The organism is Mangrovicoccus ximenensis (genome assembly GCF_003056725.1).
GTDB lineage: Bacteria > Pseudomonadota > Alphaproteobacteria > Rhodobacterales > Rhodobacteraceae > Mangrovicoccus > Mangrovicoccus ximenensis.
This window is the reverse complement of record NZ_QBKZ01000014.1, coordinates 61,359-85,809: the sequence shown is the minus strand read 5'-3', so window position 1 is coordinate 85,809 and position 24,451 is coordinate 61,359. Positions and strand designations below refer to the sequence as shown.

Below are 24,451 nucleotides of genomic sequence, written 5' to 3'. Positions count from 1 at the left end.
CGGACCCGGAGCCATGCCAGGCTGCGCCCGGCGCCCCGGAGAGCGCCGCTCGCCAAGGAATGGCGGCCGTTCCCTGCCCGATGACCCTGCCGCCTCTGCAGAGCGCTCCATCCGATTGCAGGAAAGGCCGTCCGGCCGACACGATGCGCCTCGCAGCCCGGCTGCATCCCGGGACCTGCCGCTCCGATCGCAGAGACACCTGCGCCGGAGACCGCGCCTTGAGGTCGGCAATGTACGCGGGCGCAGACCGGCCTGCTTCCGGCTGGCCAAGGCCGGAATTGACCCGCCACAGGACCGGAGCCGCCGTTTCGCCGGAAGCGGCCGACAGGAAACATTGCCCTGAGGTGGAGCCCATGGACTTCGGCGGCATCCCGGACAGCCAGCTCCGACGAAGGCGGGCCGCGTCATGATCGGCTGGTGCGGGCGGCGGGACTCGAACCCGCACGCCTTGCGGCAGGGAATTTTAAGTTCCCGGTGTCTACCGTTCCACCACGCCCGCACAATGATGAGCTAGCTGGCACATGGTTAACAGCCTGTAAAGCCCCGAGCGATGACGGCGAAACCAGGGAGCGGGTGCAACGGGTGCAACGCGGCAGGCACGGCTCCCGCACGCGCCCGCGGCGCCGGTGCACGGGCGCTGCGCGCTTCCGCCCCTGCGGCCGACGGTCCGGCGCCGCCTCCGGGAGCCTGTCGACTGGGAGACGGCTGAACCCAGACTTGCCGCGCTGCAGGCGTCGGGGCGCGAGTACCTGCGCTGCGAACTGCAGGCTCTTAAGGAAGATCATCCCGTCTTGCAGGAGGCTCACCATGCTTGAGACGCACATCGAGTCGCAACCGGTCGAAACGGATGTGGCCGCTGCGCTTGGCGCAGCTGGAATCGCATTGGAACACAATGTCCGCCTGGCCGAGCGCAGCTATCTGCGCACCGGCGGTACGGCTGGCCTGATCGTTTCGCCGAAATCGATCGGCGAACTCGCCAAGACAGTGGAACTTCTTGCCGGTGCGGGGCAGGCCTTCAAGGTTATCGGCAACACCAGCAACCTGTTGTTCCGGGACGAGGCGCAATATGCCGTCCTCGTATCGACGATGGGGCTGGACCGCATCGCCCATGATCCGCAGGCTGCTACGATCACTGCGGAATGCGGCGTGATGATGCCGGAATTGTCGCGCGTGGCTCTTTGGAGCTCTGCCTCGGGGTTCGAAGGGCTGGAGGGCATTCCGGGCACGATCGGCGGCGGCATCTTCATGAACGCGGGCGCCTATGGCACCGAGCTGAAAGACCGGCTGGTCTCGGCTGTTGCGGTGCGCCCGGATGGCCGCGTCGAAGAAGTCGATGCAGCTGAGCTTGGCCTGACGCACCGCGCATCCGCGCTGCGTCGGGGGGAATTCCCGGGCATCGTGGCCCAGTGCACCTTCCGGGCCGAACCCGGGGACGCACAGAAGATTTTCCACGAGATGGAGACCTTCCACGCGAAGCGCCACAAGTATCAGGATTTCATGTATCCGAATTTGGGCAGCATATTCTCGGGCTCGCCCTACCGGGCGTTGGCGGCCAGAGACAAAAAGTTCAAGCTGTTCTCGGCATTGTTCTACCTGTTCCGCTACGAATACAAAGTCTTCCACCGCGAAAGCCCATTGAACCGCAAATGGCTGAACGATCTCGTTCTGGAGCGCTTCGACTTCAACTACGAAAAGCAGCCTTTCTCGGACAAGACCCTGAACTGCCTGGTTAACCGCGGCCAAGGCACGGACGAGATGATCCGCTTTATCCGCCAGCTCGAGGAGCTGATCGACGGGCGTGCACCGCTCGAGAACGAGATCGTCGAAGGGTTCTGAAGCATCCATGGCCGAACGTCTCTATATCGATGAGATGCCGCAGTCGCTGAAGCTCAAGCGGCTCGTCTGGCAGATCGTATATGCACTGTTTTTCCGACCGACGCCGCGCTTTGCGATGAATGGCTGGCGGCTGCGGCTTTTGCGGCTTTTCGGAGCCGAGATCGGCAAGGGCTGCCGCGTGGCGCCGGACTGCTTCGTCTGGGCGCCTTGGAACCTGAAGATGGGGGTCTATGCCTGCCTGGCGGACGGGGTCGACTGCTACACGCAGGGACAGATCACCATGGGTGACTATTCCACGGTCAGCCAGCGGGCCTTTGTCTGCACGGCATCACATTCGATCCACACGCTGGAACGACCGCTCTTTTCCAGGCCGATTGCGATCGCTCCGCATGCCTGGATCTGTGCCGAGGCTTTCATCGGTCCTGGGGTGACGGTTGGCGAGGGGGCGGTGGTCAGGGCACGAGCGGTTGCCATGCGCGATGTCGCGCCCTGGGTCATCGTCGCGGGAACCCCGGGCAAGGTGATCGGCACAAGGCAGGTCGAAGGGACCGAGACAGCCAATGCGTCCTGACCTGACGACCGTCATCCTCACCTATAACGAGGAACAGCATATCGAGCGGGCGATCCGCTCGGTCCAGCCGGTGTCGCGGGAAGTTCTGGTCGTCGACAGCTTCTCCAAGGACCGCACGGTGGAGATCGCCGAGGGGCTGGGGGCGCGGGTCCTGCAGAACCCTTTCGTCAACCAGGCCCAGCAATACCAGTGGGCGATCGACAATGGCGGCATCGGCACCGCCTGGACGCTGCGCATCGATGCCGACGAGTATCTGGAGCCGAAGCTGCAGGCGTCGGTCCGCGCGCTTGTTGTCGATCCCGGGGAGGTCAATGCCGTCTACCTGCGCCGCAAGATCTGCTTCCTCGGTCGACCCATCACCCATGGATTCTTCTATCCGGGACTGATCCTGCGGATGTATCGCACCGGGCAGGCACGGATGGAGCAGCGCTGGATGGACGAGCACATCGTCGTCGAGCGTCCGGTCGAGCGCACGCTCGAGGGGGATCTCGTCGACGAGAACCTCAACCCGCTTTCCTGGTGGACGTCCAAGCATGTCGACTATGCCCGCCGCGAAGCCTACGAGATCGTGGCTGCCCGGGCGCGGCAGGAGCTTGAGGATACGGCCTCTCTTTCGGGGCAGGCGCGGCGCAAGCGCTGGCTGAAGGAGAAGGTCTACGGCCGGATGCCGAGCGCCCTGCGCAGCACCCTCTACTTCTTCTACCGCTACATTCTCGGCCGTGGCTTCCTGGACGGAAAGGCCGGTTTCTTTTTCCATTTCCTGCAGGGGTACTGGTACCGGACCTATGTCGATGCGGCGCTCTATGAGATCGAGCGTGCTGCCGGTGCTGCGGGCGTAACGCCCTACGAGTTCCTCCGGAAGCAGGGAGTTTTCAGCAGATGATTCACGGCGGAACAGGCCGCACGACATTCCGTAGTCAGGCGGATTTCCCCCATCATTCGGATGGATTGCCTGAATTATGTGCGAAGCATCCTCGCTGTCCTGCTTGCGTTGTTGCGGTCCATATTCTTTCCGGAAAATGAGAGTGCCTATGGCGTAGCATTCTTTCACCGGCGAGGTATTGGCCCGCTAAAAACGGGGAAACTCGGTGGAAACGTTGCCGGATCGGCAACATGTCGCGGCGTTCGCCGGTTGAACGTCGCGTCCGGATGGGGCCTTCTGTTTGCAGCGGAGGTTCCGGCGTGACATGTGCGGCACCGCCTCTCCGCGGTGTTTCGGGTGTGGGTAACGGCAGGGTAGCAGCCAATGAAAATCATGATTGTCGGACTGAACTACGCTCCGGAGATGGTAGGCATCGCCGTCTATACTTCGGGCATGGCCGAGGCGCTGCAGCGTGACGGCCATGAGGTGACGGTCATCAGCGGCCAGCCCTATTTTCCTAGCTGGAAAGTGTTCCCGGGATTCTCGAAATACGGCTATGCCGCCGAGGGCGGCGAAGGAGGGCCGAAGGTTATCCGCTGTCCGCATTACGTCCCCGAGACCCCGAGCGGTTTGCGCCGCATCCTGCATTATCTCAGCTTTTCCGTGACGGCGCTGCCTGTGGCACTCTGGCGCGGCCTGCGCAGCCGTCCTGACGTAGTCTTCGTGGTCGCGCCCTCGCTGCTTTCTGCGCCGGTGGGCTGGATCGTGGCGCGCTTGACCGGCGCGCGGACTTGGCTACACATTCAGGATTTCGAGGTCGAGGCCGCCTTCGCGACGGGCGTCCTGAAGGAAAATTCGACCCTCGGCTGGCTTGCCAAGAAGTTCGAAAGCCGCGCGCTGCGGGCCTTCGGCCGTGTTAGCTCGATCTCTTCGGCCATGCTGCAGAAGCTGCGCGACAAGAAGGTCGCCGAGCAGCGCATCTACGAGCTGCGCAACTGGGCCAACCTGTCCCATATTACACCCGTCGAGGGGCGCTCGCCGATGCGCGACGAGCTGGGGATCACCACGCCTTACATGGCTCTCTATTCCGGCAGCATCGCCAACAAGCAAGGGATCGAGATCCTTCCTGAGGCGGCCAAACTTCTTGCCGCGCGGGACGATTTCACCATGGTGATCTGCGGCGAAGGCCCCTACCTGGACGAGATCAAGCGGCGCGCCACCGGGCTGGACAATGTCCGCTTCTTCCCGCTGCAGCCGCTCGACAAGCTCAGTGATCTGCTGGGGGCCGCCGATATCCACCTGCTGCCGCAGATCGCGGATGCGGCCACTCTGGTGCTGCCGTCGAAGCTGACCAACATGCTGGCCTCGGGCCGTCCGGTGATCGCCACGGTCAATCCGGGCACGGTCCTGGCAGAAGAGATCGAGGATTGCGGCGTCGCTGTGGCCCCTGGGAATGCCGCCGCGCTGGCGCGGTCGATCACATTGCTGCTCGACAACCCGGAACTGCGTGACCGTTACGGCAAGGCCGCCCGGGCCCGCGCCATGCGCCGGTGGGACGGGAAGCAGATAATCAACGCCCTGCAGGACGAGCTCCATACACTGGTCAGCGAAGACCTGACTCGTCCGGCGGCATTGGGGCGTCCGGCAGAGGGTCGGTAGTGGCCTGACAGTCAATTTTGGGTAAGCGAAACTTCGCCTTTTGCGCAAGCGATGGGACGCTTGGTCGCGTGCTGCGATAGCTCAATTCAGATATCGTTCATAAGAGGCCCGGGGACGGGTATTGGTCTGGAAATGCGGAAGCCGGAGTTTCGGTCCCGGAAATCCAGAACCGAGGTGGCATGAGTAACAAGTGAACACTCAGATGAAACAGCAACGGATCGAGACGCGGGTCAGCGGTGTGGCCGAAGCTTCGAAAACGAATGATCTGATCGACATATCATCACTGATCCGCACGGTCTGGCGTGGAAAGTGGATCATTGCGGCGTTCGCGATAATAATGGTTTTCGTGGGTGGATACTACGCCTATGTCACGGCAACCCCGTTGTACCGCGCGGCTTCTGTGATCATCCTAGAGCCCAAGCAAGAGCAGATCGTTTCGTTCGAATCCGTGGTTGCAGGCATGTCCGGCGACGATGCCGAGGTGAATTCGGAAGTTGAGGTCCTAAAGTCGCGGGAGCTGGCCAAGAGAGTTGTCGACAAACTCGGTTTGTTGGATGATCCTGAATTTAATGGGTCCCTGCGCGAACAGAGCTTTGCGGAAAAGGTGAAATCGACGATCCGCTCGATGCTGCCCATGCCGTCGCAAACTGCCGAGGGGGCAGGAACCGAGGCACGCGAAAGAGCAATTCTTGAAAGTACCGTGAGTGCGGTTCTGAGCAAGGTGACGATCCAGAACGTTCCGGATACATATGTCTTACGCATCACTGCCGAGACGGAGAGTGCCAATAAATCTGCACGTCTAGCCGACGCCGTTGCGGATCAATACATTCTTGACCAAATCGATGCCAAATATGAAGCGACGGAGCAGGCATCGTCTTGGCTATCGGATCGCGTTACGGTGCTGCAGGGAGAACTGGAAGATGCGGAGTCCCAGCTTTCCGACTTCAGCAGCAGAACGGCCCTGATCAGCCCAGAGGACCTGGCTCTAAAGGAGCGCCAGATCAAGGACCTTCGGGACAGGATTGCTTCTCTTACGGAAACGGTGTCCCAGAAGGATGCGTTGATTGCGGCCCTGCTGAATGCAACCGACCGACAAGCCATCACCGACATTGCCGGGGATGCCGAGCTGTCGAGACTTGCCCGACAATTGGAACAGGTTCCGGACAATGCCAGTATTGCGGAGCGTTTCGACTCCCGTGCCGCCACGGTCTTGCGCAACGCGCAAGCGGATGCTGTCCGGAGCCGGAGCCAGATTCAGATCCTAGAAAACTCGCGGGATACGATGCTGGAGGAATATGACGCGCAAAGCCAGGATCTGATCAGGCTTCAGCAACTAACCCGCGAAGCCGAGGCGAGCCGACTGCTCTACGAGTATTTCCTCAGCCGCCTGAAGGAAACCTCGGTTCAGCAGGGCATCCAGAAAGCGGATGCCCGCGTTCTCTCCTATGGTGTCGTGCCCGTCGTGCCGTCTTCTCCGAAGAAATCCCGTATTCTGGCCATGTCAGGACTGTTCGGGATCCTGTTGGGCAGTGGATTGGTCGTGCTTAGGGAAGCACGGAAGACGACCTTCCGTACGGCACAGGACCTAGAGCTGCAGAGCGGTTATAGCGTGCTGGGGCAGGTCCCGCTTTTCCCGACTAAGGCGCGGAACCGGGTTCTTGCTTATCTTAAGGAAAAGCCGAATTCCGCGGCTGCCGAAGCTGTGCGGAATTTCCGAACATCCATTTTGCTGTCGAATGTCGATAGCCCGCCCCGCGTAGTCATGATGACCTCGGCGGTTCCTGGGGAAGGCAAGACAACCCTGTCCTTAGCACTGGCGAATAACTTCGCGGGTATGGGACGAAAGGTACTGGTCATTGAAGGAGATATCCGGCGCTTGGTTTTCACTAGGTATCTCCGCGAACGGGGAACTTCAGCACCAGGCCTCATCTCGGTTTTGGACGGATCGGCCAATATCGATGATGCCATTGTGCATGACGAAAATGTTGGCGTCGATGTTCTTCCCGGACAGGCAACGGCGATCAATGCTGGGGATCTGTTCTCGTCAAAAAAATTCGGGGATCTCATCCAGGCCCTGCGGGAGCGTTACGATACGATCGTCATCGATACGCCGCCGGTTCTGGTCGTGCCAGATGCCCGCGTAATTGCCCAGCACGCCGATGCTACCTTCGTGGTTGTCGGGTGGGATTCAACTGAGCACGAGCAAGTTCTGGACACGATTCATCAGCTTGAAATGGTCAATTGCCGTCCCTCAGGCCTTGTTTTGAACCAAATCAATTCGGTCAAGATGAGGGGATACGGATATGGAAGTCGCTATGGTGCCTATGCTTCCTATGGAAGTAAATACTACGTGAACTGATCATGGAAATTCTCGAAAACGATAGCCTTCTATAACTCCAAACGAAATGGAACTGATTGCGCGGCATTTCATGAGGAAACTAAGAAATGCACTCGTTGCGACAGCGCGACGTATGACGGCTGTTGTTTTCCTTTGGTAGTGTCTTCGGAATCGGGTTGCAGCTCCACGCATATGAAAAGGACCAGAATTATCACACGCTTTGCGTGACAAGTGTAATCGGGATGAGCGCCGCCTGAAATGGTTCAGACCTGATGTGAAGAGTGAATGTTGGGTGCGACGGGCTGTTCTTGGAAGTTTAGAAACAGGATTTCCCGGAATACCTGCCATGAGTGAGAGAAAGAATGAGTACGGCTATGCCTAAGCGTGCATTGATCACCGGTATCACGGGCCAGGACGGGTCCTATCTGACGGAATTCCTGCTCGAGAAGGGATACGAGGTTCACGGCATCAAGCGCCGGGCCTAGGCCGGGCGCCAGCGGCGCCGCGGACGTTCCGCCCGGCATCTCTCCAACCCGTTCTGGCTCTACGGCGCGCTTCAGGGCGGCTGCCTCGCGGCGGCCTTCGCGCTCGGCGGCTGGAGCGGCCTGCTGCTCTTCCTCTGGCAGGCGCTCGTCGCGGTCTGGCAGCTGGAGCTGGTGAACTATGTCGAGCATTACGGGCTGACCCGCGCGCTCCGCCCCGGCGGGCGCTACGAGCCGGTCGGGCCGCAGCATTCCTGGAACGCGGCGCAGACGGCATCGAACTGGCTGCTGATCAACCTGCAGCGCCATTCCGACCACCATGTCGCGCCGATGCGGCCCTATCCGCTGCTGCGCAATCGCGCCGAAGCGCCCGCCCTGCCGCATGGCTATCCGGTGATGACGGTGCTGGCGATGGCGCCGCCCCTGTGGCGGGCGCGGATGCATCCGCGGCTCGATGCCTGGCAGCGGCGGCACCATCCGGCCGCCCCGACCTGACCCGTCGCAACCGCATCGGACGGACGGGATGGCAAGACGCGCGGAAGGCAGCGCCGCCTCCTTCCGCCGGACCCGTTCCAAGCGCATTTCATCGGCATTGCCCCCGCCAGCAACCGGCGCAGCGGCAGAATCGGCGCCAGGCCGGCCCACCGGAATTCGGGCACAGGATCGTCGGCGGCGATTCTCCCGGGCAAGTGAAAGCTCCGTTGGCCAGGGGCGTGGCGCGCGCACCGCCGAACGGCCGGAGTCCGGCAGAGCTCCCCAAGACCGGATCGCGCGCGCCGTGCAATGCCGCGCGCCGCAGAGGCACCCCTCGGCAGCGCGGAGTGCCGGGAGGCCCCCTGCAGGCGTCGCTCCGGAACTTGCCCAAGGACGTCTTCGCCCAGGCCTGCCGCGATCGGCACCACCGGGCCGCAGCGGAGGCGCCCGGAGGCGGCGCAGCGTCCAAGCCAGGACCATTCCGGCACCACACGCCGGTCCCGCGCCTGCCAGCGGCACAGGATCTCCGGCCCGGGAACGGAGGTCTCCGGCACCCTCGGCCATCCATCGTCCTTTCCGATCCGAAGCCGTGCCCGGGCCAAGGGATGACGCGCGCCTCAGCCGGTCCGCGAACCGTGCCCCGCCCGGCAGCCAAAAGACCGCAGCAGCCCCCCCCCCGGACAGCTTCGTTCACGGGCTTTGCCGCCAGGGCCCCGGGCGATCAGGCTGCGGCCAGAAGACCTTGGCAACCGGCCTTAACAGGGCGCCGAAAATGGCCGGGCCCCGGCGCGGGGGGCGGAACATGATGCATCTGCCGCGGTTCAACGGCGGAGACAGGCATGCGCGGCAGGGACGGGACGGGCGGAGCGCTGTTCCGCCATGTCGATCTGCAGGCGCGCGCTCCTGCGAAGCATCCGCTGCGCACGGTCCGGCGGGTCGCGAAGCGAGCCAGGGCGGCGCCACCGGTCCGAGCCCGATGGCGAACGCGCGCGCCAGACTCGATGCCGAATCCGAGGGGCTCCACGCCGATTCCGGCTGCCCCTCGATCGCCCCCGAGCGGCTGATCTGTCACCGATAGGCGATTGCGCAGCAATCTGCCGAAAGGCGGGCGAGCCTGCTGCAGATCCTCCGCCCGGTCCGCTCCGAGCGGCAGCTGATGGAGCAGCTGGACGGCACCCTGCCGTTCCGCTGGTTCGCGGGCCCCGGCATCGGCGGGCCCGTGTGGGGTGAAGGGCGTCCCGGAATTGGTCCGGGGGATCAATTCAGCCCGGAACGGGCGGAGCCCCGGGCCGGAGGCCGGCCGTGTCCGAGCCAAGACCCGCGACCGGCTGGGTCCTCCGCAGGAGGCAAACTGTCCCCGCGGACAACTTGAGGAGGGACCGGGCGGAGCCCCTGGGGGCCGGACGGGCGGAGCCCTGCCCGGCGAAGGCCATCGCCCTGCGCAACATGTCCGTGCCCGGCAGCCGGTCGCGGGTCTTGGCTCGGACACGGCCGGGACCCAGGCCGGGGCTCCGCCCGTTCCGGGCCGAATTGATCCCCCGGACCAATTCCGGGACGCCCTTGCCGCCAGGGCACCGCGATCAAGGCCGGCTCCGCCACGTGGCGCGCGTTTCCCGATGCCGCCCATGCGCGGCATCTCCGGCCCCCGTCCCGTCGGCCCGACCGGGATCGCGATCGCCGGGACGGTCTGGCCGGTCCGGTGCCGGAGAGCATCTTGCAGCTCCGCGGCGCGCATCATCAGCTCCGGCACATCGCCGTTCCGGATCTGGTGCCGCGGCATTTCCGGGCCGGAAAGCGCTGCACGGGCCGCCGTCAGCCAGGGTGAGCGGCCCAATTCCGGGGATGCGGCAATCGCGGCGAGTTCGGGCTGTTGAGGTTCTGTTTCCGGTCGCCGCCATGGCAATGACCTCCGCGGAACAGGCGGGTCCCACGGCGCTTCCGGAGCGAAGGGCGAAGGGCGCCTCCTCACGGAAGATTCGCATAGGGCGGCCAAGTGGCTGCCGACGTCATGGCCGAACTTCTGCTGCAACCTGGCCCAATGATGCGTCGCACCGCAGGCCTCATTGCGTCCAGGTACCCGGGCCGAGTTTGCATGAACTCCTCGAACTCCAAGCGCGACAGGCCTCGCGGAAGGCAACTTTGCCGGTTCCGGTTGCTCCGCGCAGCCGGAAGACGTGCTTTGGCTGTTCGACGCCGATGACGGAGACGTCCTGCTTCATCCAGACCTCCTGATCCTGCGTGGATGACCGTGGCACAAGGGCCGTCAGGAGGGATCGCCCAGCCCATCATCCGCGCCGGTCCGGGCGCTTCCGGCCGACGCGCGCCTGATCCCGGCAATGCCGGTTCGGGGGGCGCCATCGCAGCGGGTGCCGTCGCCGGTCGAACGCCCCGGCGGGCCCGGCCATCAGTTGGCGCGGATTTGCGGAACTGTGCCTCTCGACGGTCCCGGCAATCCAGGCCCCTCACGGATCAGCCTGCCGCCAGCCTGCCGCCGGAGCCAGGGGCCAGTCGCGCAGGCGTCCTCGATTGCCTTCTCGAGGGGCGCTGCAAACGGTTCCGGCGTTTCGTCCCGGCCGCGGACCGCTCCCGCAGCGCCGCGGCATGCGCCGGGAAGGCGAAGCCGAGCCCGGCCAGCCGTTTGAGGTGCTTTCTTCATCCCCCAGGCCTTGCCGCTGGGATGCATCCGCCGCGGCACCGCAGGGCGGAGCGGATCGCCTGCCGCTTGCGGGTTCGGTCCCGCTCCGCGAATTTCCGCAGGCGCCTGAGGTCGCGCATCGCCTCATGTGCCGGATCCGGGATCCCGATCTCGGTCAGCTTGCCCGGCCGCGGCACTCCGGCCAAGCGCCCGGCGTCCTGCCGGCAGGTCTTGCCGCGATCTCCGGGACCGCTGCGGACATGTGACGGCGCGGGGACGGCACGGCGATGTCCGAGCTTGTCGATCGGGCGCCCGGGCCGCGGCCGGTCTGGCCAGCGTCTTCGCCGGCTGCCGGATGGAGGCGCCATCCCGGCCGGTGTCGCCGGAATGGCACATGTTCCCTTCCGGAACCTTCGGCACCGCCCGGCGCTCCTTCGCGGCGTGGAGCCCGGAAAAGGTGGTGCGTGCTCTTCCCTGGCTCGTCCTCCCGGTACGGGGATCGGCTCGCGCAACACCCATCGCCCAAGCGCGGCCGGTGTCCGTCGAAGCGCCGCTTGCCCGCGCGCTCCGGAAGGATCTGCGGACCTGCCGGTGCCCTTGTTCGACGGAAATCCGCTGGAACACCGGTCCGGCCGCACAATTCCGGGGGCATATTTTTTCAGGGCGATGCAGAATTCATCTGGCAAGTCCCGTTACCTCCGTAATATGGAGCACGGCTAAAATTTCGGATGCATTTCGAACGGAGTGTAGGCGCATCATGGATACAAGCCTTTTCCGGTACATCTGGCGGTACTCGAAATACGACCAGCTCCGGCTGGTTCTCCTGACATCGGTCACCTTTCCGATCCTGTTCCTGACGCTTGAGCTGCCGAAACGCATCATCAACGATGCCATCGGCGGGACCGGCGAAGACACCGTCGTGCTGGGCGTGCCGCTGAGCCAGATCCAGTTCCTGATGCTGCTGTGCTTCGGCTTCCTTGCCGTCGTGCTGGCGAACGGCCTGATCAAGATGCGGCTCAACACGATGAAGGGCATTCTCGCCGAGCGGCTGCTGCGGCGGTTCCGCTTCCAGATGCTCAGCCGCATCCTGAGATTCCCGCGCCCCTATTTCCGCCGGACCAGCCAGGGCGAGCTGGTGTCGATCATCACCTCCGAGGTCGAGCCGATGAGCGGCCTGATGGGCGACCTGCTGTCCCAGCCGCTGTTCCAGGCCGGCCAGATGCTGACCATCGTGGCCTTCCTGTTTGCCCAGAGCGTGTGGTTCGGCCTGGCGGCGATCGCGCTGATCCCGGTGCAGGCCTGGCTGATCCCGAAGCTGCAGCGCCAGATCAACCAGCTCAACAAGAAGCGCATCCAGGAGGTCCGGCACCTGGCCTCAGAGATCGGAGAGACCGCCGGCGGGGTCAGCGACCTGCGGACCAATGGCGGCATGCGCTACCAGCTGTCGCAGTATTCCCGGCAGCTCGGCCTGCTCTTCGGCATCCGCCTCGAGATCTTCAAGAAGAAGTACTTCATGAAGTTCCTCAACAACTTCCTGAACCAGCTGACGCCGTTCTTCTTCTATTCGGTCGGCGGCTACCTGGCGATCAAGGGGGATATCACCGTCGGTGCGCTGGTCGCGGCCCTGGCGGCCTACAAGGACATCGCCTCGCCCTGGAACGAGCTTCTGGCCTATTACAACCAGACCCAGGACATGGCGGTCCGCTGGGAGGTCCTGACCGAGAAGTTCATTCCCAAGACGCTGGTCCGGGACGATCTCTTCGAAGGCCGCGCCGCGGAGCTTCCGCGCCTGAACGGCGATATCGAGCTGCGCGACGTGACGGTCCTGGACGAAGAGGGACGTCCGGTCCTGCAGGATGTCAGCTGCGTCATTCCGGGCGGCTCCAAGGTCGCGGTCCGCGCCGACAGCGAAACCGCCGCGCTGGCCTTTGCCGACCTGCTGACGCGCGAGGTGATCCCGGCAAGCGGCAAGGTGCTGATCAACGGCCTCGAGCTGAACAATCTCCACCAGGACGTGGTTGCGCACCGCATCGGCTATGCGCAGTCGAATCCGCATGTGTTCCAGGGCACGCTGCTCGAGAACCTGATGATGCCGTTCAAGACCGGTCCCGTCGCCGACGAGGAGCTTTCCGCGGAGCTGCGGCAATGGCAGATCGAGGCAGGGCGCGCCGGCAACAGCATCGATCCGCCCGGCCTGAACTGGATCAACCCGCGCCATGCAGGCTTCCAGTCGATGGAGGAAGTCAATGACTGGTGGATCCAGCTCAGCAAGGCGATGGGCATCGAGGACCTGATGGCCCGCCGGGCCCTGACCCGGCGCATCGACTTCGAGCAGCAGCCGGAGCTGGCCCGGGCCATCGTCGAGCTGCGCCCGGAGATCGCCCGCCGCCTGAAGGAGGCCGGGCTCGACGACATCGTCTGCCGCTTCGACCCGGACCGGTTCAACCCGGTCTCGCCGCTGACCAGCAACCTGCTCTATGCGCTTCCGCGGCGGATGCTGACCCAGGTCTCGCTGTCGCAGGAGAAGAACTTCCTCAAGATCCTGCGCGAGCAGGGCATCATCGACGAGCTCGCGGACATGTCCGCCAGCGTGATCTGCGACCTGAAGGCGGCCTTCGGCATGGACGGGACGGGGCACCCGCTGTTCCGCCTGCTGAACCTCGACGAGGATCTCTACCTGCGCCTGGTGGAGATCGCGGACCGGCGGATGGAGGTCGGGGATGCCGGGCTGCCGGCCGAGGATTTCGCGCTGATGCTGACCGTGCCCTTCGCCTTCTCGGCCGAGCAGATCGGGCCGGCCTTCGACGACAGCCTGAAGGAGAAGATCCTCAATATCCGCAAGGCCAATGCCAGGCAGATGGTCGAGCAGCTCCAGGGCCTGTTCGAGCCGATCGAGCCGGACCGCTACCTGCCGGTCATGAGCCTGCTCGGCAACGCGATCTTCGGGCGGATCTCCAACATGGCCGGGGTGCGCGAGGCCCATATCCAGAAGGTCGTCCTCGATGTCCTCGCCGAGCGCGGCCTGATCCGCGACCTGGTGCTGAGCCTCCTGAACCTCGAAGTCAGCCGCGGCGGCGAGAACCTGTCCGCGATCTTCCGCGAACGGATCGCGCTGACCCGCGCGGGCATCAAAAAGCCCGACATCCTGATCCTCGGCAAGGCGCTTGCCAGCTACACGCCCGATGCGCGCAAGGAGACCCGCGACCGGATCAGCGGCCTGCTGCCGGAGTCCACGAAGATATTCATCGAGAACATGTTCTACCGGCCGGAGCAGTACGACCTCTACATCCAGATCGAGAACGGCCGGATCGACGGACAGGAGGCGAAGGCAGACCGGATGAGCGCCGGCCTGCAGCGGAAGCTGAAGGCGCTGGCGAAAGCGCCGCTCTTCGCCGATCTCGACCAGAAGCAGCTCAACCTGCTCGCCTTCAGCGCGCGCTGGTACAAGGTGGCGGCGGGCAAGGAGATCTTCCTCGCCGGGGAGGCGGCGGACGCGGCCTATCTGTGCGTCAGCGGCAGCGGCGTGATGGTCTGGCCCGGCGAAGCGCAGACCGCCACGCCGATCACGACGGTCCTTCCCGGCCGCCTTGTCGGCGATCTCGTGGTCATTCTCGGCGGCAAGCGGGTCACGGATCTCTACGCGCTCGAAGACTCGGTCTTCCTGCGCATCGGCGCCGAGGAGCTGCTGACCGTCATCGACAACGACGTGACCGTGGCTTCCAGCCTGCTGCGCAAGGTGGCGGCGAATCTCGAAGAGTCCTCCGCGCGCGGCCGCGAGTCCCGCAGATATGCAGCCGCGCGGGGAGTGGACTTTTCGGAGTTCGACAGGCAGTTAGCCCCCGTGGAAGATTTGAGCCCGCCGGATTGAGGCGGCGGGCAGCCGAGGGTGGAGCGCCATGAGCCGCGGGAAAGTCCTGTTCTACTGCCAGCATCTCCTGGGGGTCGGGCATATCAGCCGGAGCCTCGCGATCTGCCAGGGGCTGCTCGAGCGGTTCGACGTGGTCTTCGTCCAGGGCGGGCCGGATATCGGGCGCAGCCTGGAACGGCCGGGCTTCGAGCGGGTCCTGCTGCCGCCGCTCTTGATGCGCGAGCATGACTCCTCGCTCTACGACCCGGTCGCCGGCCGCCCGGTCGAAGAGGTCCTGGCCGCCCGCAACGAGGCGCTGGAATGGGCGAAGTCGCAGGACTATGCGGCGGTGATCGTCGAGATGTTCCCGTTCGGCCGCTTCAAGCTCAAGCACGAGATCATCGGGCTGATCGAGGCGGCGCGGCAGGTCAATCCGCAGGCGCGGATCTATTGCTCGAACCGCGACATCATGGTGCAGAAGCCCGACCAGGAAGCGCGCGAGGCGAAGATCATCGGCATCCTCGACGCGCATTTCGATGCGGTGCTGGTGCATTCCGACCCGGCGCTGATCGCCCTCGGAGACACGTTCGGATCGGCGGGGCTGCTCGGCGAGCGGGTGATCCATACCGGCTACGTGACGGATTCCACCGCCTTTCCCGAGGTGCTGCCGCCGCGGGAGAAACGGGTGCTGGTCAGCGTCGGCGGCGGAGCGATCGGCGACGATCTGGCCCTGGCCGTGGCCGGGATTGCCGAGCGCTTTCCCGACTGGGAGTTCCGCTTCCTGACCGGGCCCTACAGTTCCGGGGCGCTGCGCAGCGAGCTGCGGGCGCGGACCGGCCATCTGGAGCGGGCGAGCGTGCACGGCTTCTCGGACGATTTCCGCGGCGAGCTCCTGCGCGCGGGCCTGTCGATCAGCCTCGCGGGCTACAACACGCTGATGGACATCCTCTCGACCCGCACGCCTGCGCTGGTCCATCCCTACATGGCCAACCGCGAGCAGGACATGCGGGCCAGCCTCCTCGCGGAGCGCGGCCTCGTCGGGCTGCTCTATGACGGCGACCTGCAGCCCGATCTCCTGGAGCGCGCCATCCGCGACCGGATGGCAGCGCCCCTGCCGGAGACCGGGATCGACCTGTCCGGCGCGCGCCGGACGGCCGAGATCGTCATCGAAGAGCTGGCCTGAGCGACAGCCCTTCGCGGTAGACCGCCGCCCAGGCGGTCCGCTCGTCCTCGATCCGGTGTTCGGTCGTCACCCGGCGATAGGCATTCGCCGTCAGCCGGGCCGCCAGGTCGCGGTCGTCGAGCAGCCGCTCGATCGCGCCGGCCAGCGCCTCGGCGCAGCGCGGCCGGGTCAGCAGAGCCTCGGCGCCGTCCTCGACCAGTTCCGGGATCCCGCCTGCCGTCGTGCTGACCACCGGCACCCCGGCATACATCGCTTCGAGGATCTTGTTGGGCGAGGCGTCCGAGATCGACGGGAAGGCCGCGACCGAGCAGCGGCGCAGGTAGCCCAGCATCTGGGCATGGGGAATGCTGCCGAGGCGGATGATGTTGCGCAGCGCGCGGCAGCTTTCGAGCCGGGCGTTGTAGTATTCGACCTCGCGCTTCTGGATCGAGCCGCCGAGCATGAGCACCGCGTCGCGGCGTTCGCAGATCATCTCGAACGCGTCGAGCAGCACGTCGAGCCCCATGATCCGCCGGAACTTGCCGAAGCAGCCGATCACCGGCACGCTGCTGCCGCGCAGCAGCGGGATGTCGGGCTCGGCGTCCTGGAAGATCGAGGGATCGAAATGGTTGCGGATCACGTGGACCGGCCCGCGCGGCGCGAAGACGCCCTCCACGGTGCGGCGCGAGTCGTCGCTGACGCAGACCACCGAGGAGGCGGCCGCGATCGATTGCGACAGCGGCGCCAGCATCGTGTCGAACAGCCGGGTCTCCAGGTCGACGCCGCGCAGCGACAGGATGTTCGGCACCCCGCATTTCGCCGCCGCATAGGCCGCGATCAGCCCGCGCTGGTGGAAGGCGCCGAAAGCATGGATCATTTCGATGCCGTTGTCGCGCACGATCTCGATCAGGTGGTCGGCCCAGGAACGGAAGCGGGTGTCCTGGCGGACATTCTGGATCCCGGAGGTGCCGCTGATGCGGTTGTCGTTCGACAGGTCGGCGGCGGTCACCAGATAGGCATCCTGGCCGAGCGTGGTGATCCGCTCGGTGCTGCCCGGCCAGTCGCGTTCGCGGCGCGACTTCTGGAAGGCCACCGGAATGATGTCGAAATCCGCGGCCATCAGCCTTGCATGGCGGTGCGCGGCGGCTTGGATTCCGCCCTCGACCTCCGGAGCCTCGACGAGTAACGCTATCTTGGGCTTGTGTCCCATGACGGTATGAATGACCCCCATCCTGAACGCGGTTTCCGCGTAGCAGTAGGTTTCCGAGCACGAAAGAGCAAGCAATGCACCTCGTCTGCCTCCACAACGTCATCGCCGGCCAACCCGATGAATTCGACGGGAAATGCTCGCGGATATCCGTGAGGGAATTCGGGAGCTTCCTCGACAGCGTCGCCTCGCGGTTCCGGCTGGTCGGCTACAGCGACTACCAGGCCATGCTGCTCGAGGGCAGGCCGGACCCGGAGGCGGTCGCGCTGAGCTTCGATGACGGGTTTCTCGGCGTGCATGACCACGCGGCGCCGGTGCTCGCCGAGCGCGGCCTCGATGCGGTGGCTTTCGTGAACCCGCCCTTCATCGGCAATCCGCCGGACCGCATCTTCCATTTCCTCGAGCTGGAGATCGCCTTCCGCCTGACGGCCTGCGACCGCCTGTCGGTCTCGTTCTGGGACGCCGCGTTCGACCTGACGGAGATCCGCAGCCGGATCGCGGCGATGAAGCGGGTGAAGAAGCTGCTCAAGACGCGCCCCGAGGCGGAGCGGGCGGCGTGCCATGCCGAGGTGCTCGGCGCGCTCGGCGTGCCGCGGGACGAGATCCTGCGCCATGCGGCCTCGGCGGCGAAATACCGGACGATGGAGGCCGGCCAGATCCGGGCGCTGCGCGACCTTGGCTGGACGATCGGCTCGCACACGATGAGCCACCGGACCCTGTCGATGCTGCCCGAGGATGCGCTGGCGGCCGAGATCGGCGATGCCGCCCGGGCGCTGGAGGCGGAATTCGGCTGGACCGGGCTGCCCTTCGCCTATCCCTACGGTGCGGAAATCCATGTCGGGACGCGGCCGCCGCAGGTCTGCGCGGCGGCCGGCCATCCGCTGGCCTTCACCACCATTCCCGGCCCGAGCGATGCCGCCGCCGCGCCGCATCTGCTGCCGCGCATCGACTACAAGGTCTTCCTGCGGGATCAGGACCTGGCTCTGGCGGCCTAGGCGCCGCGGACCCCCGCCTGATCCTGGGGCGGCCCATCGGCACTGCAGTCTCGGCGCGGTCTTTCCTTTGCGGATGGTTGGCCGACGGACCTGTTCGATGCGTGCAGAGGCCGGATTGGCGGAGACAGGAGGCGCCGGGAGGGGCGCCCGGCCAGCGCGACGATGCGTGATCCCGACGGGGCCTGGGCCGGCCCCGGGAGCGCGCAGGGCATGGGGCGGGAGCTGCCGAATCACGTCCTAACCCAGACTTCTGCAACAACGCCATCCAGGCGTCCAAAACGGTGGCTTGTCCCGCTGTCTTGGTCGGGCGGGCTGCGTGAACTCACGGCGATCCTGAACGAGTTCCTACGGCGCAGCGGTCCAGCTTTTGTTTCCCCTGTCGGTTGGTCGACATCTGCTTGCCAGGAACAAAGGCAGTCCCGAAGCCGGAAGGGGATCCGCCTGGAGACGCTCCGTGCCTGAACCTGGCCGGGCGTCACTCGATGACCTCCAGAACTCCGCCCGCGCCCATAATAACCGCAGCTCCGATGCCTCCGCGCGGTCCTGAGAAGTCGTCTCCGGCAAGGATGCGGGTGCCGAGCAGCTGGACGACCTCGGGCGCATCCGCGAACTTGGAGTGATGGTTCGACCCCACGTCGCGGACCTGGCTGAGATCAATGACATTCACGCCGAGCCGGGTCAGGTCGTCGGCATGGGCGTTGCCGACGCGGGGGCGGCGGGAGAGGAAGCTCGACAGCCGCAGCGCCTCGTCGTCATCGGAAATGAGCACGAAGAAGCGGCGGCTCCGGGGCGGAATGGCGCTGACCTGCGCCACGAAGAGATCGTAGTCGATGTCGGGCGCGGCGAGGATGACGTTGGCGAGCTTGCCGGTCGAGTCGTAGAGGTTCTGCTCCCCGGCCCCGCGGATCGCCTCCATCGCGAGGAAGTTCCCCATCGAATGGGCAACGATGTCGATGCTCGCGAACCTGGAGCGGCCAAGCGCTGATGCGACCTCGGTGATGGCGTCGCGGGCGATCAGGGCGCTGTTGATGTCGTAGACATAGCTGGACAGCTTGCCGTCCGACGCCCAGGAGAACAGCATCGGCACGCCGTCATAGCCGGTATCTTCGACGAACTGCGCCAGCCGCAGAACCGCATCCGTCAGCGTCGTGTTGTAGCCATGCACCCAGAGCAGCAGCTTGCGGTCCGAGGGATGGCGCCCGGCGATCCCTCCCTCCGCCTCGGCCCGGAAGGCGTCCAGACCGAGATGGCGGGGATTGGCGAGGACGAAGTCGCGGCTGGCTTTGGGCGGCAGATGCCGCGGCCGTTCGACATGGCCGGTGACATGATCCGGAGGGATGCCCACATCGACGGTCGCGAAGCTGATCGTCCTGCCCCGGGCGCCGGAAAAGAAGACGCCCGGTTCCGGAGACGGCGCCCGCGTCGTCGCGATGTAGATCCGGCGCGTCCGGGCCGCAGGCACCGGGCCGGACGTCGGCGGCTCGATCCCGATCAGGTGCCTCGGCGCGGCGCAGGCTCCGAGCGTCCCGGCAAGAAGGGCGGCCAAGGCTGCCCGCCGGGAAACGCCGGCCATGGCGGCGGAAGAACTCCCTGTCTGTCCTGTCCGGTGCAGCATGTCCCCTCCCGGGCCGGTTTCCGGCGCATCTGCCCTGCACCGTCCGGCTGTCCCGCACTACCCTGCATCCATAGCCTCATCAGGATGATGCGGGCGGGCCAAGCCAGCATAGCAGGTCTCCGGTCCGGGATCCCGGACCGGGGCCGGTGTCTCCGGCGGGTGTTGCGCGCTCGGAACAGTCCGGCACCACCGGCTCTTGCCTGAATGCAGAAGGCGGGGCAGAGCCGATGTCACGTTGTTGGCTCCTGCGGCCCGGCGGGCGTCACATTGGCACCGGCGAGGACCCGTCCGGGCCTGCGGTTCCGCGGCCGCTCCCTCGAAAGGCAGCGGATGATGGCAACGATGCAGAACACGGCCGCACTTGCCGCCAGGAACCAGAAGAACGCGTCCATGCCGCCGCGGCCGACAACCCACGCCCCGACGATCGGCCCGAGGCAGGACCCCAGGCCGTAGATCAGGATGAGCTGGCCGCTGACCGCGACAACCCGGTCCCGGTCAACGCGGTCATTGGCATGGGAGACGCAGACGGGGTAGATCGTGGAAAAGAATCCGCCCAGCAGGAAAACCCTGGCGAACTCGGCCACGGAGAGCGTGCTGCCCACAGGATCGATGGACAGGCAGGCGACGGCGCAAAGCGCCAGGCCGAAGGACAGTCCTGCGGCAACCAGGCGCCGGTCCAGCCTGTCCGACAGCCAGCCGACCGGGATCTGGAAGGCCAGCCCGCCGAAAATGGCGGCGGCGACGATCTTGCTGATGGAACCGGTCGGAAATCCGGCACTCGCGGCCATGGCCGGCACCAGCGCGAAGAAGGCACTGCTGACGACGCCCGCCACGATGCATCCCCCGATCGATACCGGCGCGAGATGGCGCAGCTCCCTCAGCCGCAGCTTCGGGCTCTCCGGCAGGACCGGCGTGGCAGACCGGGTGGTCGACACGAGGACCAGCGCCAGGCAAAGCAGGCCGGAGGCGATGGCGTAGAGGTCGAAATGATCCGCCGGGGCAAGGCCCAGCATGAACTGGCCCGCGCCGAACGTGGCGTAGGTGGCCACCATGTAGACGGCGAAGACGCCTCCGCGCATCTGCGGCGGAGCGCTGGCATTCAGCCAGCTTTCCGTGGCAATGAACAGCCCGGTGAACCGCGCCGGGTTTGCCGGAGGCTCCAACTCTTGAGTAGGATGGAGCATCATGAGCAAAACCACGAACAAGTTTTCCCCCGAAGTGCGTGAGCGCGCCGTGCGGATGGTTCTCGACAACGAGGGGCAGCACGGATCTCGCTGGCAGGCGATTACGTCGATCGCAGCGAAGATCGGCTGCTCGGCGAACACGCTGAACGACTGGGTAAAGAAGGCTGAGATCGACAGCGGCAAGCGTTCAGGCGTTCCCAGCGAGATGGCCGAGAGAATGAAGGCGCTGGAGCGGGAGAACCGCGAACTGCGTCAGGCCAACGAGATACTTCGGAAGGCGTCGGCGTAGTTTGCGATGGCGGAGCTCGACCGCCGGTCGAAGTGATGGTGGATTTCATTGAGGCGCATCGTGATGCGCATGGGGTCGAGCCGATCTGCACTGTGCTGCCGATCGCCCCTTCCACCTACTATGATCATCTTGCGAAGCGGGCCAATCCGGCCCGGTTGTCGGACCGCCAATTCTGACCCCGTGGTGGAGTGCGCCCCTGCGGGTGGACCAGACGGATTGGTTGAATTAACCCCCTGCGGGCTTTCAGAGGAAGAAAGCCCATGCCAAGACGCCACCGAAGCCATAGTACCGAATTCAAGCGCCAGGTAGTCGCCAAGTACCATGGCGGCGAGACGCTCCATGCGCTCGGCCGCCGCCATGATCTGTCGCGCAACCTGATCCGCATCTGGATCGAAAAGGCGGAGGCCGGAGCGCTGGACGATGATGCAGCTGCAGCCGAGCTGATGGCCGAATACGAAGCGCGGATCGCAGCGCTCGAACGGCTTGCCGGGCACCAGGCGCTCGAGATCGAGTTTTTAAAAAGGGCTCAGCGCTCTGGACGCTCGCCGAGAAACGAGCCTACATCCGGGACTGTCGGCCACGCGAGCTCTCGATCCAGCGAGCCTGCTGTAACCGCCGCCCGTAATCTCCCCAAAAGCGCCGTTTGAAAATTCCCCGGCCGCAAGCGGTGGCGGCAATTTGCGGACCTCATGGATCCGGAAATTGGCGGCGCCGCGGATCACTGGCCTGATGCTCCCAACAACAAGGCAGGGGCGTGCAGGTGAAAGGACTGAGGGAAATCGTCTTGATCCATGATCTGAAGAAACAGGGGCTCAGCATCAGCGCCATCGCACGGCAGGTCGGTTGCGACCGCAAGACCGTGTGGCGGCATCTCGATCAGGGCCTGGTGGCACCGGTCTATGGCCCGCGCGCGCCGCGCGAACGGGCCATCGAACCCTATGAGACCTACCTGCGTGATCGCGTGCTGGCCTTCCCCGGTCTCAGCGGCGCCCGGCTGCTGCGGGAGATCCGCGCCATGGGCTATGAAGGCGGCTACACCGCTGTCACCGATTTCCTGCGCACCGTCCGTCCATCTGTGCCGAAACCGTTCGAGCGGCGGTTCGAGACGCCGCCGGGGCGGCAGGCGCAGGGGGATTTCGCCGAGTTCACGGCGGAATTCACCGACGAGCCCGGCGTCGTGAGGAAAGTCTGGCTGTTCAGCATGGTCCTCGGCCACAGCAGGTGGTTCTGGGGACGCTTCGTGGCCAGCCAGAACCAGCAATCCGTCCTGCGCTGCCATATCGGCGCCTTCGAGGCGATCGGAGGGACGCCGGAGGAAATCCTCTATGACCGGATGAAGACCGCGGTGATCGGCGAGGATGAAGCGGGGGTGGTGACCTACAATGCGTCGCTGGTCGCGCTGCTGAACCACTACGGCGCCATCCCCCGGGCCTGCCGTCCGTATCGTGCGAAGACGAAAGGGAAAATCGAGCGGCCGTTCCGCTACATCCGCCAGGATTTCTTCCTCGCCCGCAGCTTCCGCAACCTCGACGACCTGAACGCGCAGTTCGATGCCTGGCGAGCCGAAGTGGCGAACCCGCGGCTCCACGCCACCACCCGGCGGATCGTCGACCAGGCCTTCGCCGAGGAGAAGCCGGCCCTGAAGCCGCTCCCCGCGATCCCCTATGACGCGGTGCTGACCATCGAGCGGCGGGTCAGTCGCGAAGGCATGGTCTCGGTCGGCGGCAATCTCTACTCGGTGCCGGATACGGCGCAGAAGCGCATGCTGGAGGTCCAGCACCACGCCAGCGAAGTCCGGATCTTCGAGGACGGCAAACTGATCGCCCGCCACCCGGTGCTCGAGGGCAAGGGGCTGCGCCGGGTCGATCCTGCCCATCGCAAGGCGCCGCCGCCGCGTCCGCCCCAGCAGGTGCCAGTCCAGGGCCTGCGCCGCCCGCTCGAGTTCTATGATGCCGTCGGCCGCCGCCTGGCCGCGGGCGGACAGCCATGAGCGGGCAGCTCGAGCGCATCCGCGGCGCCCTGATCGGTCTTCGGATGCCGCGCGCCCTGGAAGCGCTGGAACATATCCTGGCCAGGCTCGAGCGCGGCGAGATCACCGCCGTCGAGGCGATCGACGCGCTGCTGGGCGAGGAATACGCAACGCGCGAGGGCCGCCGCATCGAGGTCGCCCTGCGCACCGCCAAGCTGATGCCGATCAAGACGCTGGAAAGCTTCGACTTCTCGTTCCAGCCATCGCTCGACCGGGAGCGGATTGCAGCGCTTGCCCAGCTCGACTTCGTCCGCCGCGCCGAGGTGGTCCACTTTCTCGGCCCGCCGGGCACGGGAAAATCGCATCTCGCCACCGCCCTGGGCGTGGCCGCGGTGAAGGCCGGGCGCACGGTCTACCGCGCCACTCTTGCCGAGCTGATCGAGGCGCTGTCCCAGGCCGAGCGGTCAGGCCGCCTGCCGGAGAAGATCCGGTTCTATTCGAGGGCCTCGCTGCTGATCGTCGACGAGATCGGCTACCTGCCGATCACCCGAGGCGGTGCCAACCTGTTCTTTCAACTGGTAAACGCCCGCTACGAAAAGGGAGCAATGATCCTGACCTCCAACCGCGGCTTCGCCGAATGGGGTGACGTGTTCGGCGATCCGGTCGTCGCCACGGCGCTGCTCGACCGGCTGCTGCACCACGCGGTCGTCGTCCAGATCGAGGGCGCCAGCTACCGTTTGCGCGCCCATGCCGATCTCATTCCCGAGCACGTCCGCGCCAACGCGCCCATCATGCCGCCCCCGCCGCCGAAGCGCCGCGGGCGTCCGCCGAAACTGAAGAACGGAGCTGCCGATCACTGACCCCGGCTGATCGCCGGACCCGCCGAAGTGGGGAATTTTACTTCGGCACTTCTGGGGAATTTTGACTCGGCGTTGACAATGCGAACTGATGGGTGTCGCGAGGTCCAGCTTCTACGCCGATCCCGGCCCCAAACCCGGCGATGCAGCCATCATAGAAGAAATCCGGGCGATCACAGACGAGTTCGAGGGCTATGGCTACCGCCGGGTCGATGGCCCCGGAGGCTTTCCCGGCCTCATTTGTCGGGCACACGCCCCACCGGGGCCTTTCCTGATCCTCCTCATTCTGCGCGAGCATGTGTAAGGGGCAGTCGTAATCTCCCCGAAACGGGCAATTGAAAAATCCCCGACCGTGAGCGGGGTCGTCAATTTTCGGACCTCATGGATCCGGAAATTGGCGGCGCCGCGGATCACTGGCCTGATGCTCCCAACAAATGAGCGCTGATGCGCCACCGGTCCGAGCTTCTGC

General features: G+C 65.4%; 14 protein-coding genes, 1 tRNA gene, 4 pseudogenes and 1 other annotated feature. Of the genes and pseudogenes, 15 read left to right on the top strand and 4 right to left on the bottom strand.

Features of this window, described 5'->3' with window-relative positions:
- Nucleotides 1-415: 415 nt before the first annotated feature.
- Nucleotides 416-499: transfer RNA gene (locus C7T91_RS14545), tRNA-Leu, on the bottom strand.
- A gap of 308 nt (nt 500-807) precedes the next feature.
- On the opposite strand from C7T91_RS14545, the gene C7T91_RS14540 reads away from it, so the two are divergent.
- The 10 genes and pseudogenes from C7T91_RS14540 to C7T91_RS14495 all read left to right on the top strand — a co-directional run bounded on the left by C7T91_RS14540 (nt 808) and on the right by C7T91_RS14495 (nt 15,887).
- Nucleotides 808-1,836, top strand: a complete 1,029-nt coding sequence (locus C7T91_RS14540) for an FAD-binding protein (RefSeq protein WP_108259876.1) — start codon at nt 808-810, stop codon at nt 1,834-1,836.
- A 7-nt stretch (nt 1,837-1,843) separates the two neighbouring features.
- Nucleotides 1,844-2,407 (top strand): LbetaH domain-containing protein, encoded by a 564-nt coding sequence (locus C7T91_RS14535; protein ID WP_108259875.1) that lies wholly within the window; start codon nt 1,844-1,846, stop codon nt 2,405-2,407.
- Nucleotides 2,397-3,290: a glycosyltransferase family 2 protein gene (locus tag C7T91_RS14530; RefSeq protein WP_108259874.1), complete on the top strand. Its 894-nt coding sequence runs from the start codon at nt 2,397-2,399 to the stop codon at nt 3,288-3,290. Before C7T91_RS14535 ends, C7T91_RS14530 begins: the two co-directional genes overlap by 11 nt.
- Nucleotides 3,291-3,653: 363 nt before the next feature.
- Nucleotides 3,654-4,928: a WcaI family glycosyltransferase gene (locus tag C7T91_RS14525; protein ID WP_108259873.1), complete on the top strand. Its 1,275-nt coding sequence runs from the start codon at nt 3,654-3,656 to the stop codon at nt 4,926-4,928.
- 190 nt (nt 4,929-5,118) lie between these two features.
- Nucleotides 5,119-7,287 carry a polysaccharide biosynthesis tyrosine autokinase gene (locus C7T91_RS14520; protein WP_236638245.1) on the top strand — a complete coding sequence of 723 codons (2,169 nt, stop codon included), beginning with the start codon at nt 5,119-5,121 and terminating at the stop codon, nt 7,285-7,287.
- 353 nt (nt 7,288-7,640) lie between these two features.
- A pseudogene (locus C7T91_RS14515) lies at nt 7,641-7,748 on the top strand (GDP-mannose 4,6-dehydratase); the annotation flags it as partial.
- Between the two features lie 18 nt (nt 7,749-7,766).
- Nucleotides 7,767-8,243, top strand: a pseudogene (locus C7T91_RS14510) (fatty acid desaturase); the annotation flags it as partial.
- A gap of 818 nt (nt 8,244-9,061) precedes the next feature.
- Nucleotides 9,062-9,447 (top strand): annotated as a pseudogene (locus C7T91_RS35800) (transposase); the annotation flags it as partial.
- A 2,167-nt stretch (nt 9,448-11,614) separates the two neighbouring features.
- Nucleotides 11,615-14,725, top strand: coding sequence for an ABC transporter transmembrane domain-containing protein (locus C7T91_RS14500; RefSeq protein ID WP_108259871.1), 3,111 nt, complete (start codon nt 11,615-11,617; stop codon nt 14,723-14,725).
- A gap of 28 nt (nt 14,726-14,753) precedes the next feature.
- A complete protein-coding gene (locus C7T91_RS14495) occupies nt 14,754-15,887 on the top strand; it encodes a glycosyltransferase family protein (protein WP_108259870.1) in 1,134 nt (377 codons plus the stop codon).
- Here the strand turns inward: C7T91_RS14495 and C7T91_RS14490 are convergent.
- On the bottom strand, nt 15,868-17,097 hold the full coding sequence (locus C7T91_RS14490; protein WP_108259869.1) for a glycosyltransferase family 4 protein: 1,230 nt from the start codon (nt 17,095-17,097) through the stop codon (nt 15,868-15,870). The two genes, C7T91_RS14495 and C7T91_RS14490, sit on opposite strands and share 20 nt — an antisense overlap.
- A gap of 128 nt (nt 17,098-17,225) precedes the next feature.
- Between C7T91_RS14490 and C7T91_RS14485 the strand changes: the two genes are divergently transcribed.
- Nucleotides 17,226-18,068, top strand: coding sequence for a polysaccharide deacetylase family protein (locus C7T91_RS14485; RefSeq protein WP_236638244.1), 843 nt, complete (start codon nt 17,226-17,228; stop codon nt 18,066-18,068).
- Nucleotides 18,069-18,543: 475 nt separating this feature from the next.
- Here C7T91_RS14485 and C7T91_RS14480 read toward each other — a convergent pair whose 3' ends face one another.
- Together C7T91_RS14480 and C7T91_RS14475 are read right to left on the bottom strand one after the other, a co-directional pair.
- Nucleotides 18,544-19,614: an alpha/beta hydrolase gene (locus C7T91_RS14480; protein ID WP_161555912.1), complete on the bottom strand. Its 1,071-nt coding sequence runs from the start codon at nt 19,612-19,614 to the stop codon at nt 18,544-18,546.
- A gap of 299 nt (nt 19,615-19,913) precedes the next feature.
- Nucleotides 19,914-20,882, bottom strand: a complete 969-nt coding sequence (locus C7T91_RS14475) for an MFS transporter (protein ID WP_145962888.1) — start codon at nt 20,880-20,882, stop codon at nt 19,914-19,916.
- Between C7T91_RS14475 and C7T91_RS14470 the strand changes: the two are divergent.
- The 4 genes and pseudogenes from C7T91_RS14470 to istB all read left to right on the top strand — a co-directional run.
- Nucleotides 20,869-21,323: pseudogene (locus C7T91_RS14470) on the top strand (transposase); the annotation flags it as partial. The gene C7T91_RS14475 and the pseudogene C7T91_RS14470 sit on opposite strands and share 14 nt — an antisense overlap.
- Nucleotides 21,150-21,266, top strand: a sequence feature (AL1L pseudoknot). (Overlaps the previous pseudogene by 117 nt.)
- A 93-nt stretch (nt 21,324-21,416) precedes the next feature.
- The gene (locus C7T91_RS14465; RefSeq protein WP_108259865.1) at nt 21,417-21,803 is read left to right on the top strand and encodes a transposase; all 387 of its coding nucleotides are present in this window, start codon (nt 21,417-21,419) and stop codon (nt 21,801-21,803) included.
- A gap of 113 nt (nt 21,804-21,916) precedes the next feature.
- Nucleotides 21,917-23,146 carry an IS21 family transposase gene (gene istA, locus C7T91_RS14460; protein ID WP_108260091.1) on the top strand — a complete coding sequence of 410 codons (1,230 nt, stop codon included), beginning with the start codon at nt 21,917-21,919 and terminating at the stop codon, nt 23,144-23,146.
- Nucleotides 23,143-23,985, top strand: coding sequence for an IS21-like element helper ATPase IstB (gene istB / locus C7T91_RS14455; RefSeq protein ID WP_108259864.1), 843 nt, complete (start codon nt 23,143-23,145; stop codon nt 23,983-23,985). Before istA ends, istB begins: the two co-directional genes overlap by 4 nt.
- The last annotated feature ends 466 nt before the right edge of the window (nt 23,986-24,451 follow it).